Origin of the sequence: Trichocoleus sp. ST-U2, assembly GCF_039961875.1 — a bacterium.
In the GTDB taxonomy this organism is placed as follows: domain Bacteria; phylum Cyanobacteriota; class Cyanobacteriia; order Cyanobacteriales; family FACHB-T130; genus FACHB-T130.
Map to the genome: position 1 here is coordinate 1 of NZ_JAMPJY010000060.1, position 14,633 is coordinate 14,633.

11 protein-coding genes are annotated in these 14,633 nt (G+C 45.8%); 5 read left to right on the forward strand and 6 right to left on the reverse strand.

Going from position 1 to position 14,633, the window contains the following annotated elements:
• Positions 1-86 precede the first annotated feature (86 nt).
• Positions 87-1,217 (forward strand): hypothetical protein, encoded by a 1,131-nt coding sequence (locus NC996_RS25415; RefSeq protein WP_199303402.1) that lies wholly within the window; start codon positions 87-89, stop codon positions 1,215-1,217.
• Positions 1,218-1,297: 80 nt separating this feature from the next.
• Here the strand turns inward: NC996_RS25415 and NC996_RS25420 are convergent, their stop codons facing one another.
• Both NC996_RS25420 and rppA read right to left on the reverse strand, forming a co-directional pair.
• The gene (locus NC996_RS25420; RefSeq protein ID WP_190690650.1) at positions 1,298-1,525 is read right to left on the reverse strand and encodes a hypothetical protein; all 228 of its coding nucleotides are present in this window, start codon (positions 1,523-1,525) and stop codon (positions 1,298-1,300) included.
• Between the two features lie 211 nt (positions 1,526-1,736).
• Positions 1,737-2,444, reverse strand: a complete 708-nt coding sequence (gene rppA, locus NC996_RS25425; protein ID WP_190690673.1) for a two-component system response regulator RppA — start codon at positions 2,442-2,444, stop codon at positions 1,737-1,739.
• Between the two features lie 86 nt (positions 2,445-2,530).
• Here rppA and hisG point away from each other — a divergent pair, with 86 nt between their 5' ends.
• The 3 genes from hisG to NC996_RS25440 are packed head-to-tail and all read left to right on the forward strand — an operon-like array spanning position 2,531 to position 5,325.
• On the forward strand, positions 2,531-3,175 hold the full coding sequence (hisG, locus tag NC996_RS25430) for an ATP phosphoribosyltransferase (RefSeq protein WP_190414808.1): 645 nt from the start codon (positions 2,531-2,533) through the stop codon (positions 3,173-3,175).
• Positions 3,176-3,189: 14 nt separating this feature from the next.
• On the forward strand, positions 3,190-3,423 hold the full coding sequence (locus tag NC996_RS25435; protein WP_190531446.1) for a hypothetical protein: 234 nt from the start codon (positions 3,190-3,192) through the stop codon (positions 3,421-3,423).
• Positions 3,424-3,450: 27 nt separating this feature from the next.
• Positions 3,451-5,325 (forward strand): ABC transporter ATP-binding protein, encoded by a 1,875-nt coding sequence (locus NC996_RS25440; RefSeq protein ID WP_190425955.1) that lies wholly within the window; start codon positions 3,451-3,453, stop codon positions 5,323-5,325.
• Position 5,326: 1 nt separating this feature from the next.
• Here NC996_RS25440 and NC996_RS25445 read toward each other — a convergent pair whose 3' ends face one another.
• Both NC996_RS25445 and NC996_RS25450 read right to left on the reverse strand, forming a co-directional pair.
• A complete protein-coding gene (locus NC996_RS25445) occupies positions 5,327-6,559 on the reverse strand; it encodes an RNA-guided endonuclease TnpB family protein (protein WP_190690652.1) in 1,233 nt (410 codons plus the stop codon).
• A gap of 364 nt (positions 6,560-6,923) precedes the next feature.
• Positions 6,924-9,320, reverse strand: a complete 2,397-nt coding sequence (locus NC996_RS25450; RefSeq protein ID WP_190690654.1) for a PhoX family phosphatase — start codon at positions 9,318-9,320, stop codon at positions 6,924-6,926.
• A 555-nt stretch (positions 9,321-9,875) separates the two neighbouring features.
• Here NC996_RS25450 and NC996_RS25455 point away from each other — a divergent pair.
• Entirely contained in the window at positions 9,876-10,715 is an 840-nt protein-coding gene (locus NC996_RS25455; RefSeq protein WP_190690656.1) for a hypothetical protein, read from the forward strand.
• A 362-nt stretch (positions 10,716-11,077) separates the two neighbouring features.
• Here NC996_RS25455 and NC996_RS25460 read toward each other — a convergent pair whose 3' ends face one another.
• Together NC996_RS25460 and NC996_RS25465 are read right to left on the reverse strand one after the other, a co-directional pair.
• The gene (locus NC996_RS25460) at positions 11,078-11,554 is read right to left on the reverse strand and encodes a hypothetical protein (RefSeq protein WP_190690659.1); all 477 of its coding nucleotides are present in this window, start codon (positions 11,552-11,554) and stop codon (positions 11,078-11,080) included.
• Positions 11,555-11,775: 221 nt separating this feature from the next.
• Positions 11,776-14,562 carry a PAS domain S-box protein gene (locus NC996_RS25465; RefSeq protein WP_190690661.1) on the reverse strand — a complete coding sequence of 929 codons (2,787 nt, stop codon included), beginning with the start codon at positions 14,560-14,562 and terminating at the stop codon, positions 11,776-11,778.
• Between the last annotated feature and the right edge of the window lie 71 nt (positions 14,563-14,633).

Sequence of the window (14,633 nt, forward strand, 5' to 3'; positions counted from 1 at the left end):
GCCGCTAAATTGGCAAGTCATACCTTACGATTGTTACTCAAACGGCGCTTTGCCATTGATGTGTTAACTTTTCGTCAAGCTGGTGCTTGTTCCTCATAATTCACATTAAGCGTAATTTACTTAACCTTATTTTCTCTGGGGGAAATTGGGCTGGTTCAGTTGCTAATGCGGCTGTTACAGGTAAGGGATTAGCTGATGTTAACCAGCGTCTGGGTGGAATTGGGCAACAAGTAGTAAATATTCAGCAGGGTTTGCAACAAACACAAGGAATCTTGCAAGTAGCTTCTGCTACTAGCGTACTAAATTTAGGTGTCTCAGTGATGGGATTTGCTGTATTAAACCAGCGTCTCAACGAACTGGAACAACGTCTAAAACAGACTGAGGAACTGTTAAACAAAATTAACCGCAAAATTGACATTGGATATTATGCTAACTTCAAAGCTGCTATTGGTCTGGCGATGAATGCCTTTACGATGACCAAAGTGGAAAACAGAGAACGTATGGCGATTGAAGCTATAAACCGTTTTCTAGAAGCTGAACATATTTACACGGACTACACAGACAAAGAACTTGAGCAAGGTAGCCAGATCGCTGATGAATATCTTTTGACCTTATCTCTAGCTTATATTGCTGAAGCACGTTGTCATCTTGAGTTAGGCGAACCCGAAACAGCACTTAATCGCTTCCAAGAAGGTGCGAAAGTTCTTCGTTCTCGTATTCATAAATATGTTGAGCTTCTACTTACTTCTAACCCAGCAGCTTACTTACAGCCTCAGTTCAAAGGTCAGATAGATTTGCGACGACTAACCCGAATTTACCAATGGATTGACCCAGCTTTAGATGAAAATGCTGTGTTTGAGCTTCAACGTGAGAATTTGCTCAAGATGGCGCAAGAACCTGATAAATGGGCTGAATCGTTACCAGCAGCAATCCTAACTCGCGTTGAGGTTGCAGGAGGTTGGTTTGGCCCAAATGCAGGAGATTTGAGGCGAGAGGCTGATAAACGTCTTCCCCAAGTGCTGGAAGTCATGGAATCTATGGTGGAAACCAATCGCCGTTTTGAAGCGTATCAGACAGAAGTACAAGCGATCGCACAATTGGGAATTACCTTCCATGACTGGCTGAAATTAACTCCCTCCATAGACTCTAAACCCGACGGTGCAGAATTAATGTACATCATTCCATCCCAGCCGTTAGAGTTGCAATTCTCTGTTTAAAGTGGTTTCTCTTCCAGAAAAGAATAGCCAGCAAATATTGCCTGACAATCTCTTCCCAAGCGCAGGCGATATGCTGCTCATTAAAATTTAAAAGTAAAAAAAGCTAATCCGTGATTATTGCGCGTAACCAATAAGAAGATAAATGTCAAGATAGCACCAGAAAAAATAGCCCATAAAACATATCGATTTTTTCGATTCAGCCAACTAAAGAAGAATACTAAAAGGAGAAAAAGAATAGTAGTAGCAATTCTTTGTAAGTTTCTTAAATCCCAAGCTATCAAGGGGTCTTCCAAATCTCCAAGCATCATATAAAATAGCTCCTTGTAATTTAGGCTTATTCTAAGCAATATCAATAGACAGCTCAACAGCTAAACCCATAGTTTTGTGTAGACGATACCAAGCGATCGCTACTGTTAGGAAAGCGAATATAGACAATGGTGTTGAAATACTACTAATGATAGTTGACAAATATCAAAAGATTGCTTTTTAAATCTTGCTACTGAAAGTTAGAAAGCCGCCTTAGCCACCATCTCCGAGGCGATAACCTTTGCCGTAGACAGTGTGAATCAAAGGCATCTCCCCAGCCGCTTCAATTTTGCGCCGCAAAAGCCGAATTAAAGCGGCTAAAACGTTACTGCTGGGTTGTTCCTCCGGGTTCCACAAATGTTGATGAATCTGGGCGTGAGTCAGCAACTGCCCTGCGTGACGCATAAAATATTCCAGCAGATGAGTTTCTTTCTCCGATAACTCAATGGTGCGTCCGTGACGATAGGCTAGCTGGTTTTCACAATCTAGTTCTAAATCTCCAATCTGAAGTAAGTGAGGATGGTAGTGCGCTTCTATCGTCACGCTAGCAGCCGCATCAGTCGCGGAACGACGCAGCAAGGCGCGGACTCGTGCGAGTAACTCTCGCAATTCAAACGGCTTCACTAGGTAGTCATCCGCACCGGCGTCCAAACCCAGCACGCGGTCGTCTAGGGTATCTTTGGCAGTGAGAAAGAGGACGGGTGTAGCATCTTTGCGCGATCGCATCTGCTGACAAATTTCCAACCCGCTGATCTGCGGCAGCATCCAATCCAAAATCAGCAAGTCATAGCCTCCTTGCAGCGCCATCTGGTTGCCAGACGCCCCATCATAAGCCAACTCAACGCTGTAGCCTTCACGACTTAGCACGCGACTCAGCGGTTCAGTCAGCTCAACTTCATCATCTACCAAGAGAATTCGCATCACAAAAGTTATGAATTATGAGGTATGAGTTATGAGTTACCTTGTGACATCCAGAACTCAATACTTAACACTCAGAACTCTATTCTATGCTTACCGTTGCATTGCCCAAAGGCGCACTCTTATCTGATAGCATTCGTCTACTGCAAAGTGTCGGACTCGACTTTAGCGCCTTTAAAGATTCTGGCAACCGCCAACTGCAAATACAAGACCCCACCGGCACCGCCCAAGCCCTACTGGTAAGGGCGCAAGATGTCCCAGTTTATGTGGAATATGGGCAAGCACATTTAGGGATAGTCGGTTACGATGTTCTGCGGGAGAAAAACCCCCAGGTTGCTCATCTAGCTGACCTCCGATTTGGTTCTTGTCGGCTGTCAGTGGCGGTAAAGTCTTCTAGCCTTTATCGGTCAGTCTTGCAACTGCCGCCCCACGGTCGAGTCGCGTCTAAGTTTGTTCACTGTGCCTACGAATACTTTGAAAGCTTAGATTTACCCGTAGAAATTGTGCCTTTGTCTGGTTCCGTAGAACTAGGGCCGATTACCGGGATGTCCGAGGCGATTGTGGATTTAGTTTCCACAGGTCGCACCCTGAGCGAAAATGGCTTGATCGAGATTGATACACTATTTGAAAGTACAGCGCGGTTAATTGCCCACCCTCGGAGTTATCGCCTGAATACGGGCGATATCCATCAATGGGTCGAAGATATCAGAAGCGCTGTTCTAATTAATTGCTAGCGCAAGGCGATCAAATGGACGAAACAATTAGGATTTGCTCGGTTGATAAAAATGCTTGGAGTTCAATTGTGCAAGGTTTTGACCCGAATATTCTCCAAGATGTGCTAGAAGTATATGGCGCTGATGGCGAGAAAGTCGGAACTCTGTGCGAATCGGTAGATGGCAAATCCTACATCAATGGGCAACCTGAAACAGCTTACCTATCTCTACAGGCAGCTGCTACAGCACTGGTGAAAGGGGAACAATGAAATAAGTAGAAAGAAGATAGTGCCAGCATGACTCAATCCCCGCCTCTGACGGAAACTAGAGAGCGATCGCGCGTTCGTGAAAGCGACTGGCGACTCTTCCTGCGCTTAGTCCCCTACGCGCGGAAAAGCAGTCGTCTGCTGATAATTTCCATCCTGTTGTTGGTGCCGCTGTCAGTCGCCGGGGCAATTCAACCGATCATCGTGGGGCAAGCAATTTCGCTGATTCGCGGGGAAGAAGTCTGGTCTTTTCTTCAAGGTAAAGGCTTGTTGGAAGGAATCAATCTTCTCGCCGTTTTACTGCTGCTAACGATGATCGTTCGTATGGTGTTCACCGCCGCCCAAGGTTACACCGTGCAGAAGGTGGGGCAGCAAATTACCGCCGAGATTCGCACTGACTTATTTCATCACGTCACGTCCTTAGCGGTGCGATTTTTTGACCGCACCCCTGTAGGACGATTGATTACCCGCCTCACCAGCGATGTCGAAGCCCTAGGGGATGTCTTTTCCACAGGTGCCATTGGCATTGTCAGCGATCTGGTGTCGATTTTAGCGATCGCTGTCACTATGTTTTTGCTGCAATGGCAGCTGGCATTGATGCTGACACTGATGTTGGTGCCAGTCACGGCTTTGATTATTTACTTCCAACAGCAGTATCGCAAAGCCAATTACAAAGCCAGAGAAGAACTGTCTGCACTCAACTCAACGCTGCAAGAAAACATCGTAGGGGTGAACGTCGTGCAGCTATTCCGGCGAGAGAAATTCAACTCAGAACTGTTTCGGGTGACGAATCAGCGGTACATCGAGGAAGTGGATAAAACCATTTTTCACGACTCAGCCGTATCAGCCACCTTGGAGTGGATTGCACTGGTAGCGATCGCGGGCGTACTCTGGTTAGGTGGACAAATGATTATGGGCAAAGCCCTCAGTTTTGGCACCCTCTCTGCCTTTATCCTGTATGCCCAGCGTCTCTTCGATCCCTTGCGACAATTTGCTGAAAAATTCACCTCCCTGCAATCTGGTTTCACCGCCGTCGAACGCATCACCGATATTCTCAACGAACCAATTGAAATCCGCGATCCTGAAGGGACACAAAAACAGCTTATAGACAGGGGAATTATCCCGTCTGTAGCAGAGGAACCCAGGAGAATTTCCCATTCCCCATCCCCAACCGCCAAAGGTGAAATTCGCTTTGAAAATGTCTCCTTTGCCTATAAAAATGATGAATACGTCCTCAAAGACCTAAACTTCACCATCCATCCCGGCGAAAAAGTCGCTCTCGTTGGTCCCACGGGTGCTGGTAAAAGTTCGATTATTCGCCTGCTGTGTCGCCTTTACGAAACCACCGAAGGTCGCATTTTCCTCGATGGTGTCAATGTCCGGGACTTACCCCAAAGAGAACTGCGGGAACACCTAGGCGTCATCCTTCAAGATGGCTTTCTGTTTGCCGGTGACGTGAAGAGCAACATTACTCTAGGAGATACTTACTCCTTTGAAGAAATTCGACAAGCCGCCGAAAAAACCAATGTTGCCAGTTTTATCGAACAACTGCCTCAAGGCTACGATACCCAACTTAGAGAACGAGGCACTAATATCTCTAGCGGACAAAAGCAACTCTTAGCATTTGCCCGTGCTGCTATCCGCAATCCCCGTATTTTAGTGCTAGATGAAGCAACAGCCAGTCTAGACGTAGGTACAGAAGCCTTAATTCAAGATGCCCTCGACAAATTGCTGGAGGGACGCACCGCCATTATCATCGCGCACCGTCTCTCAACCATCCGCAATGTAGACCGGATTTTGGTGCTGAAACGAGGGCAACTGGTAGAGTCGGGCAGCCACGATCAATTGTTGCGCCAAGGCGGATTGTACGCCAGTTTGTATCAGTTGCAAATGTTAGGCGCGTGAACTATCCACGCTGACTTGGAGTACCAAGTACAGTGTGGGCTTCTGTAATCACAGGGGAGTGCCGCAGCTTGGACTTTCGCCCTAATCGTGGTCTTATCTCCCCTCCTACAGCAGAAACGGCTGAACCTTCCGCCTTTAGCATTCTGATCCCCTCTGCTCTAATATTTATCGCTGCGTTTCCATCACGGTCATGATGAGTATTGCAGTGAGGACAAGTCCATTCCCTCACCTCCAACGACATCTCACCTATTTGATTGAAACAATTAGAACAAAGTTTGGAACTAGGGAACCATCTATCAATCTCAATCAACTTTCCGCCTTTGCGTTCTAGCTTGTAGGCTAAAAAGTTGGTGAATGTTCCCCACCCAACGTCAGAGATTGCTTTCGCTAATTTATGATTGCGTACCATGCCTTTAACATGAAGATCCTCTACGATGACAGCTTGGCTATCGCTGACCAACTTATGGCTAAGTTTATGTAGGAAATCTTGCTGCGAATTAGTAATTCGCTCGTACACTTTGGCGACAACTTTTCTATACTTGTGTCTTGAATTACTCCCTTTTTGTTTACGGGCTAGTTTTTGTTGCTTGCGTTTCAGGTTTTTCTCATGTTTGGCGAGGTGTTTAGGATTATCGTACTTAGAAACCTTCTCGCCGTCAGTAACAATAGCGAAATGTTTCAATCCTAAGTCAACTCCGTAAATTTTACCTTCCGCTGTAGGTGGTTTCTCTCCTGCAACTTCAGTCAGGATAGACGCGAAGTATTTCCCTGATGGTGTTTTGCTCACAGTAACCGTCTTGATTCTCCCCTCAATTTGTCTATGTATTTTGGCTTTAACTATCCCGATGTTGCCGGGGAGCTTGATATTGCCGTCTACAATTTTGACGTTTTGAGGATACTGAACTGACTGTTTGCCATGCTTGGATTTGAACTTAGGAAACCCCGCACGTTTCTCAAAAAAGTTTTTGTACGCTGTGGTTAGATTAAGCGTTGTCGCCTGTAAAACTTGGCTGTAACACTCAGCTAACCAAGCTGTATCTTCAGCTTTTTTGAGTGTTGGAAGAAATGCGTTGAGTGCTGCACGTCCAAGTCCTTTACCCGTCTCCTTGTAAGTCTCAATAGATTTATTCAGAGCATAGTTCCACCACCAACGAGAACATCCAAATGTTTGCGCTAATAGTATTTCTTGTTCTTTGGTTGGATATAAACGAACTTGTACAGCTTTGTGCAGCACTCAGCATCACCTCCTTGACAAGAACACTTTACCATAAATTGATATTGTGTTAAAGTCGCTCAATCAAATAAATAATTGGCGATTCCTCGTGCATCTTTTCCCTCGCCTCACGGCATTGGTCGAAGATACAATTGTTACCACCCACCTGATATCCTGCCACTGATTCGGAGTACCAAATGAGCGTGGGGGACTTACGACGCTCTAATTAAACTGATATCTTGCACCAAGCCCCAGAATAGAATTCTGGGGCTACATAAACCAAGTCCGCCGGAGCGTACTAACCGAAAATCAAGAGTTTTGTAACCTGCGTAGGCAGGTTTCGTTTGTGTAGCGGCGGTTTCTACCGCCTGGTGGAAGATATAAGTTAAACAAACGTGCCATTTGACTGCTTGCGTTGAATGCCAATCACTGAAGGACGCGGTGGTCCTTGAGGATTTCCCTCAATATTGCTAGGCCAATTACTACCACGCGGAACCGTGCGTTGTTGGTTAAAGAGAGTGCCATTTAAGTCCAGCATCTCAATCGTTCGGCTTAGAGTTTGCTGAGGATTGAACGGGCAATCTTCACCAGGGTGCTGCACCGAAATAATCAGCGTATCCCCGATAAAAGTAGGCCCTGTCAACTCGCAACGTGGAGGACCGTAGGCAAAGGGGACGATTTCTCCAGCATCCGGGCCAGTGGTGGGAATGAAAAAGAACCAGTTATTGCCAAAAACCCCAATCAGGTTAGAAGTTTGAACATTGAGATTAGAATCATCCACACTAGGAGAGTTAGAACCCACGACCCTGTGGTCTATCGCTAATGGCGTTGCGGCAGCACCAACATCAAAACCATTGTGAGCGCTAGTAGACATATCTGTAACACCCCAAATATTTCCTTGGGGGTCAAATGCCAAATTATCCACATTGGCAAAACCCGAACCCGGTTCTGCTGCCGCTTCCCCACCTTTAGCAAATCGCTGCCAGCGGAAAGTTGTACCCGTAGCATCTGAGCTGTTTTCCATAATCTTGAACAGCTCACCCGAAGGCTGTCCGGCGTTGACGGCAGGGCTGTACTTGGAAACCACAAAGATTCGAGAATCGGGGTAGCCATCGCTTCCCGCCGCACCATCCGTGTAAGCAATAAATACATCCTTGGTGCGGGGATGAACTTCGATATCTTCGGGACGTGCGGTAGGAGTTCCGCCAACTAAGTTAGCAGCTAAGAAAGCATCCACGAGGACAGCCCCTTGGCTAGTGTAGAAGTTGGACAGCTTCTTGCCTTGATAACCTGGCAGAGCTGTGGCTTCATTGGTGGTATCTAGGTTGAATGCACCGCCATCTGTAGTTTGACCCGCAACACCGTTCCGTCTGGGTAATTTAATCAAACCATTCCGGCTCGCTTTGCCCAAAGCGGCAATTTCTTTTGAGCCAAGAACGGAGGGCGGAATCGGATTGGTAGCAGCATTCAAATCCAGGGGAATCCACGTTCCTGTCCCGTCAGGATTGTAACGGGCGACGTACAGCGTCCCCTCCTCAAATAAAGCGCTGTTATTCTTGCTATTCGGGGCAGAAACAGTGCCTTTGCTAACAAATTTCCAGGTGTGTCCGCCGCGCCGGTCATCACCCATGTAGGCAACTAATTTTTTCCCAGCTTCCGCCCGCATGGCGATGTTTTCATGGCGATAACGACCTAATGCAGTGTGCTTGCGCGGGCGGAAATTTGGGTTACTGGGATCGATTTCCACCATCCAGCCGTATTTCTCGCCAACCAAGCCAAATTTTTCCCCACTGGTACCGGCGGTGTAGCTAGTCTGAGTACCATCAGATTTTACAGATTCTGTGACTCCTACAAAAAAGGCTGTGCTTGCCTGAAAGTTTTCTTCCGCTGAGAGGATGGTTCCCCAGGGAGTAGTGCCGCCAGAGCAGTTGTAGGCAGTGCCAATGATTTTGTTACCCAGCCCATCTACGCTGAGAGGAAATACTTGAGTGGCAGCGGGTCCCGTACTCAACAGGTAGTTTTGATCGCCTTTCTGGTAGCTCTTGGAACCCCAAGAAGTAATAGTTTTATACTGATCGGAACGCTGGCTGTTAATCCCTAAACCGGAAAGACCATGAAGGCGTCGATTGTTGGGATCTTTAACAATCGAATAGCGTCCGGCGCGATTTTGGCGTGCCATCCGCAGAACCGAACCGCCCATGTTGTACATGATTTCGCCCAACAGGAGAAGATCGGTTTTGTCAGCCGGTAAACTCTGCCCAACGACTAAGGGATAAGACTCAGGTAATCCTGCTAAATCCTCTGGGACTTCAGGGAGTGTAAAAGTAAACGGGTAGGAGACATACTCGTGATTTACCCAAAGGTAGCCGTCGTTGGGATTTCTGCCATCCAGGGGAACAAAGCCGGTGTAGTCGTTGTTGTAGCCAAAGTATTCTTCTGGGTTGGGATAAACGCGATCGCCCCAACGTACAATCACATAACGTTCGTACTCTGGGGGCACCACTACATCATCAACGATGTTGTAGGTGCTTAACCGAGTATCGGTAGAAGCATTAAGTACGCTTCCTTGATAATTAATGGCTGTGGCGTAAAAACTTTTTTGTTCTTGGTAAATCGGTAAAGGATGCGGCAATCGCACTGGGGTAAATTTCAGTGGTAGAACCGCTTGGGCAACGTTAGGATTGCTGCCAAAATGCTGTCTCCCCAAAGTAGGAGCTAGTACAACAGTACCGGCACTCGCCCCAAAAAAAATTAGTAGCTGCCTCCGACTGAACTTAGACATTAAATTCCTCTCTTTTTGCGATCGCAATAATCAAAAATTTTGAGTCATTATTTGACAGGAATTTAGCCGAGCTAACCTCTATAAAGCTTAAACAGTCAACCAAAAATGCTGCGACAGCTAAGCCACAGCATTCATGTCAACGGCTAGTCAACGCAGCATTACCTCAAGCCATCGGCATAAGTATCTATACCTGTAGCATCCTGTCTGCTTTTTGTTCTCTTTAGTCGAATGGGCGGCTCCCTCATACTCGACTTCCACCGCCAAATCTGAGTGTTTCTACGCACCCTCTGAAATACTACTGACGTAGAATTAAGCTTCTTTAATCTCCGGGTTAATAAAAGATTAATAAAATATAAATTTATCAAGAAGTTGTCAATAAGATTGTTAAGCCAAATTTTAGCAGGTCTTATTCCTCTATTAATATTCGCTTAACCAAAAATGCTTTTAATAGAGATATCAGTGAAAATACTTAAAAAGCTAAACTAAGCCTGCTTTTAAAAATTAGCAGAACTTTAAAAATGACCTTTTTGGCAAAAAAAATTAGGAGTTAACTTAATGATAAAAACAATTAGTCTTGCAGCACTAGCTATCAGTGTAAGTGTAGTTTTTCCATCTACAGTAAAGGCTGCTGTTCTAAATAGAGGATTTGAACAAGGGTTTCAGAGTTGGAAAGCCCTAGGCGATTATCGAATAGAAACTTCAGATTTTGGAATTAAGCCATTCCAAGGCAAAAACCAGGCTTTTCTCTCAACTGCATACCAAGAAACTTTTAGTCTCGACAATAATTCTAATCCGATTATTGGCGGTAATGCTGCTCCCGTCACTTTCATTTCTGGCTTTGCTGAAGAAGAAACTTTAGAAGGATTCTTGGGTTTCTCAACTTTCTTGGGCGATCAATCTTTATACACTCTAGCGACCGCAGAGCCGATTGAGGGATCTGCCATTAAGCAAACTTTTAAAGGCAGTGCTGGGCAAAAGTTATCTTTTTCTTGGAACTTCCTCACGAATGAGGCTGTTGAGCAATCTGCGGTTGATGACTTTACCTATCCTGATTTTAATGACTTTGCTTTTGTAAGTCTTCAGTCAGATTCTGGTACTCAATTCTTTAATTTAGCGAATACGATTTCAAAATTCAGTAACTCTTCAAGTGTCTTTAATAAAGAAACTGGATGGCAAACTTTTTCTTATATTCTTCCAGCCTCAGGGGAATATACTTTAGGGATTGGGGTTGTGGATGTTGGGGATGGAACACGGATTTCTGCCTTAGTGGTTGATGAGGCAGAGGCAGCAGTTGTTCCTGAAAATACTCCTACATTGGGTATACTTCTTTTTGGAACTTTAGCAGCAGTAACCAGGTTAAAGGGTAGAAAGAAAAATACAGGTTGGTTGTCTTAAAAAGCTTATTTTAGCGTTTTTTCTACCTAGAGGCGCAATGAATGATTTTCGGTTACTGCTGTAATTCTTAGATTCCCTCCAATGCTCATTAAGTGGGAGCAAAAAAGCAGCTTAGAGGATGTCTGAAAAGTCATAATCGAGACGCTGAAACAGTAGAGATCCCCCTAAATCCCCCTTCAAAAGGGGGACTTTGAAAAAATTCTCCCGCTTAAAAAGGGAGGCTAAGGGGATCGAAGCAACTTCTTACGTTTTCTTGCACTTTGGGAAGAGCAAGATTGAGAGATGCTGAAGTTTTGTCTTTAAACTTTAACTGAAATGTACTAGATGCGCGAATAATTGCGCCGTGTATATTTACCTGTAGATTAATCATCCCGAAAACCCGGATCGTCTTCGCGGCTGAAGGTGGATGTCGGTGGAATCGGAGGTGACGAGGAATTAGATGAATTATTATAAAAGCCTAGTAGCAATCCAGAATTATCAAAATATCGAATCCAACGATCAATTTTAGGTTCTGTCTGCCAATCAGAACGATACACTTTTGAAAATAGAAGCGGGGCTACTTGTCCTTTGACATCACCGAAAATTCTGATATAAATTTGTGTAACCTCTGGATTTTGTGCGAATCCCTGCTCAACAGAATTGCTAGCAATCGATTCTGCTTGCTCAAGCACGTCTTCAAAACTTTGATTGGTGTTCGGGCTAAAAATTAGATCGATTTGTTGGCGTTCCGGTTGTTGAGTTGTAAACTCCTGAATTTGAGACAAAACAGGGGGAGCGATCGCGCTCAATCCTGTAAAAATTAAAAATGTGGCTGAAACGATGCCGCGATGGATACCCATTGCTGTTACTCGTTAAAATTTTATCGCTTTATTCCTTCTACTGAAAGTCCCTTTTGACACAGCTTATCTCCGCGATCGCACTTCAGCATTAACAGACTAACACTCGTAGAATTAATCAGCCACTAAGCGAAGGTTAATTCTCAGTAAAGACGAAAAATAGAAGCGGGTAGTTAGGTATAGTGAATTTAAGTAAAAATCTTCTCCAATGGAACCTAACTGTGCTACTGAATGGGAATTGCGATCGCAAACTCTGTACCTTGCCCCGGTTCGGAAAGGCAGTGCAATTGACCTCCGTGTTTTTCTACCACAATTTGATAGCTGATCGATAAACCTAACCCCGTGCCTTTGCCTACGGGTTTGGTTGTAAAAAAAGGATTGAATAGCTGTTTTTTCATGGCTTCCGTCATCCCTAGACCGTTATCGGCAATGCTAATTAATACCCGATCGGAGTTGACAACAGAGGTGCGAATGCAAATTTTAGGGATGTAGGACTTAGTATTTTCTTCTCCACGTTCCATTCTCTCTTCTAAGGCATCGATTGCATTCGTCAGTAGATTCATAAAGACCTGATTCAATTGTCCGGCATAGCATTCTACTTGCGGCAAGTCGCCGTATTCCTTTATTAGTTGAATGCCAGGATGGTCAGGTTTTGTCTTCAGGCGATTTTGTAGAATCAGGAGGCTGCTTTCAATCCCTTCATGAATATCAACCGCCTTCATTTCTGCTTCATCCAGACGGGAGAAGTTCCGCAGCGATAAGACAATCTGACGAATCCGCTCAGCACCTACTTTCATGGAAGTTAGCATCTTAGGAAGGTCTTCGATCAGAAAATCTAGATCGATAGCTGCCATTTCATCTTGAATCTCAGGGACTGGATGGAAATAGTGCTGTTGGTAGAGCTGTAGTAGATTCAGGAGGTCTTTGGTGTATTCGTCTGTGTGAGCTAAGTTGCCATAGATAAAGTTGACGGGATTATTAATTTCATGGGCAATACCGGCAACCAACTGCCCTAAACTCGACATTTTTTCTGTCTGTACCAATTGAGCTTGGGTTTGTTGGAGTTCGGAGAGGGTTTGTTCGAGTTTGGCGGCTTGTTCTTGGAATTGTTTGGCAGTGGTGCGGGTGGCGGCGTAGAGTTCGGCTTGGTTAATCGCGATCGCAAGTTGGTCGGTTACAGCGTGCAGCAGTTCGACTTCCCAATCTCTCCAAGGTCTGGGTGCAGAACTCTGGCAACAGCTCAGGATACCAATGGTACCCGATCGAGTTTGAATGGGCAGCACCAAGATAGAGGCGAAGCCCATCGAACGCAGAAATCTACGCCACAGGCGATCGCTAGCGTATGCCACGCTTCGCGGCTCCTCGCTTGGCTGAGCTGCGCCTCGCGGCTTCTGGCTCAGTTTCTCGATATCATCTATCCGCAGCATTTCCAGGTTCAAAAGTTTTTGCCCCATCGATCCGACAGCAGCAATCGGGTAATAACCTCTGAGATCGGAAAGCTCCGAATTGCGAGCTTCCTTGACAATTGCCCAACCGGGTTCCTCTCTGTCAGGGTAATACCAGGCAAAATGACACCGCTCAATCTGCAACAAATTGCGGATCTCTTGAACCGTTGTTTCCAAAACTTTGTCTAAGTTAAGACTGTTACGGATTTGGCTAGCGAGACGGTTGAGCAAGTTTTCCCGCCTTGCCTGTTCTCTTAGTCGCGCCTCACTTTCGCGCAGTGCTTCTTCCGCCTGTCGGCGATCGGTGATATCCGTAATCATCGCAAAGGCTCCAGCATACTTCCCCGCTGAATCGAAGATGGGAGAGGTCGAAACAATTGCCCATCGAAACAAGCCATCTTTGCGACATAATTTAAAATCAATCTTGTCCTCGATACCTTGACGGCGAAGCTCGACTTGGCGAGCAGCGATCGCTTTCCCTTCATCATCCATGAAATCAAATAGCGACCTACCCTGCATCTCCTCAATGCTGTAGCCAAGCATTTCTGCCAGTGTGCGATTGACAAAAATCGTCTTGCTTTCAGCGTCGATCACCCAAATTCCTTCTAAGGCAGTCTCAATAAAGTGACGATAACGCTCTTCGGATTCTCGTAGCGCCTCCTCAGCAGCTTTACGCTCGGTGATATCCCGCGAGACGCCGACTAGACCTATGACATTTCCAGAAGGATCGCGCAAAACGCTTTTTGTAGAGAGATAAATCTTGGTGATTCCCATGATGGTGACAACTTCCTCAACCATTTCCGGTTCACCCGATGTCATAACGCGGCGGTCAGTTTCGTTTATCTGACGGGCAATCTCAGGCGGCAACAACTCGGTATTATCCTTGCCAATAATTTCCTCCACCTGCCGATTCAGAATAGTGCCAAAACCTGAATTCGCCATCACCACCCGGTATTGTAGATCCTTGACAAAGATGGCATCGGGTGTTCCTTCAATAACTGCCTGCAAGAGGCTATAGCTCTGTTCGAGCGCCACCTCGGTACGCTGGCGCTCTAGCATCTCTTCCTGCAATTGCTCGTTGGCTTTCCTAAGTTCAGCCGTCCGCTCTTCGACCCTGATTTCTAGCTCAGCCTTTGCCTTTTTTAGGGCTTGCTCTGCCTGGTGACGCTCGGTAATGTCAATCCCCGTACCGATGATGTACTTGACCCCACCAGCGGAGTCGAGCAGCGCCGTATTCGACCAAGCAATCAAACGGCGATCGCGATCGCGCGTTAACCAATAGTTGTCATACTGGTTTGGAAACTGACCCGCTTGAAGATTTTTGAAGACCGCTTTGACAGATTCCACTTCTTCTGGCAGCAGAAATAAATCCCAGAATGGTCTGCCTTTGACTTCCTCCGCCGAGTAAGCAGTGGTTTGCTGGCAAGCTTGATTAAAAACGACAATTCGCCCCTGGGTATCGAGAACCACTACCAAAGTTGCTGCTGTATCTAGAACAGCGGCGACGAAGTTGCGCTCGTCCGGCAACACTTCCTCGGCGTTGAAGGTTACACGACTTTCTGACATATTTTTTGAGATGCTTATTCAGAATTTGTTGATTCTACATGATGGTGCTATTGGTTCAGATTCTTCAGCTA

Excerpts from the sequence above, each read along its gene's own strand:
- NC996_RS25420 (WP_190690650.1), bottom strand. The coding sequence starts at position 1,525 with ATGATGCTTGGAGATTTGGAAGACCCCTTGATAGCTTGGGATTTAAGA.
- rppA (WP_190690673.1), bottom strand. The coding sequence starts at position 2,444 with ATGCGAATTCTCTTGGTAGATGATGAAGTTGAGCTGACTGAACCGCTG.
- hisG (WP_190414808.1), top strand. The coding sequence starts at position 2,531 with ATGCTTACCGTTGCATTGCCCAAAGGCGCACTCTTATCTGATAGCATT.
- NC996_RS25435 (WP_190531446.1), top strand. The coding sequence starts at position 3,190 with ATGGACGAAACAATTAGGATTTGCTCGGTTGATAAAAATGCTTGGAGT.
- NC996_RS25440 (WP_190425955.1), top strand. The coding sequence starts at position 3,451 with ATGACTCAATCCCCGCCTCTGACGGAAACTAGAGAGCGATCGCGCGTT.
- NC996_RS25450 (WP_190690654.1), bottom strand. The coding sequence starts at position 9,320 with ATGTCTAAGTTCAGTCGGAGGCAGCTACTAATTTTTTTTGGGGCGAGT.
- NC996_RS25455 (WP_190690656.1), top strand. The coding sequence starts at position 9,876 with ATGATAAAAACAATTAGTCTTGCAGCACTAGCTATCAGTGTAAGTGTA.
- NC996_RS25460 (WP_190690659.1), bottom strand. The coding sequence starts at position 11,554 with ATGGGTATCCATCGCGGCATCGTTTCAGCCACATTTTTAATTTTTACA.
- NC996_RS25465 (WP_190690661.1), bottom strand. The coding sequence starts at position 14,562 with ATGTCAGAAAGTCGTGTAACCTTCAACGCCGAGGAAGTGTTGCCGGAC.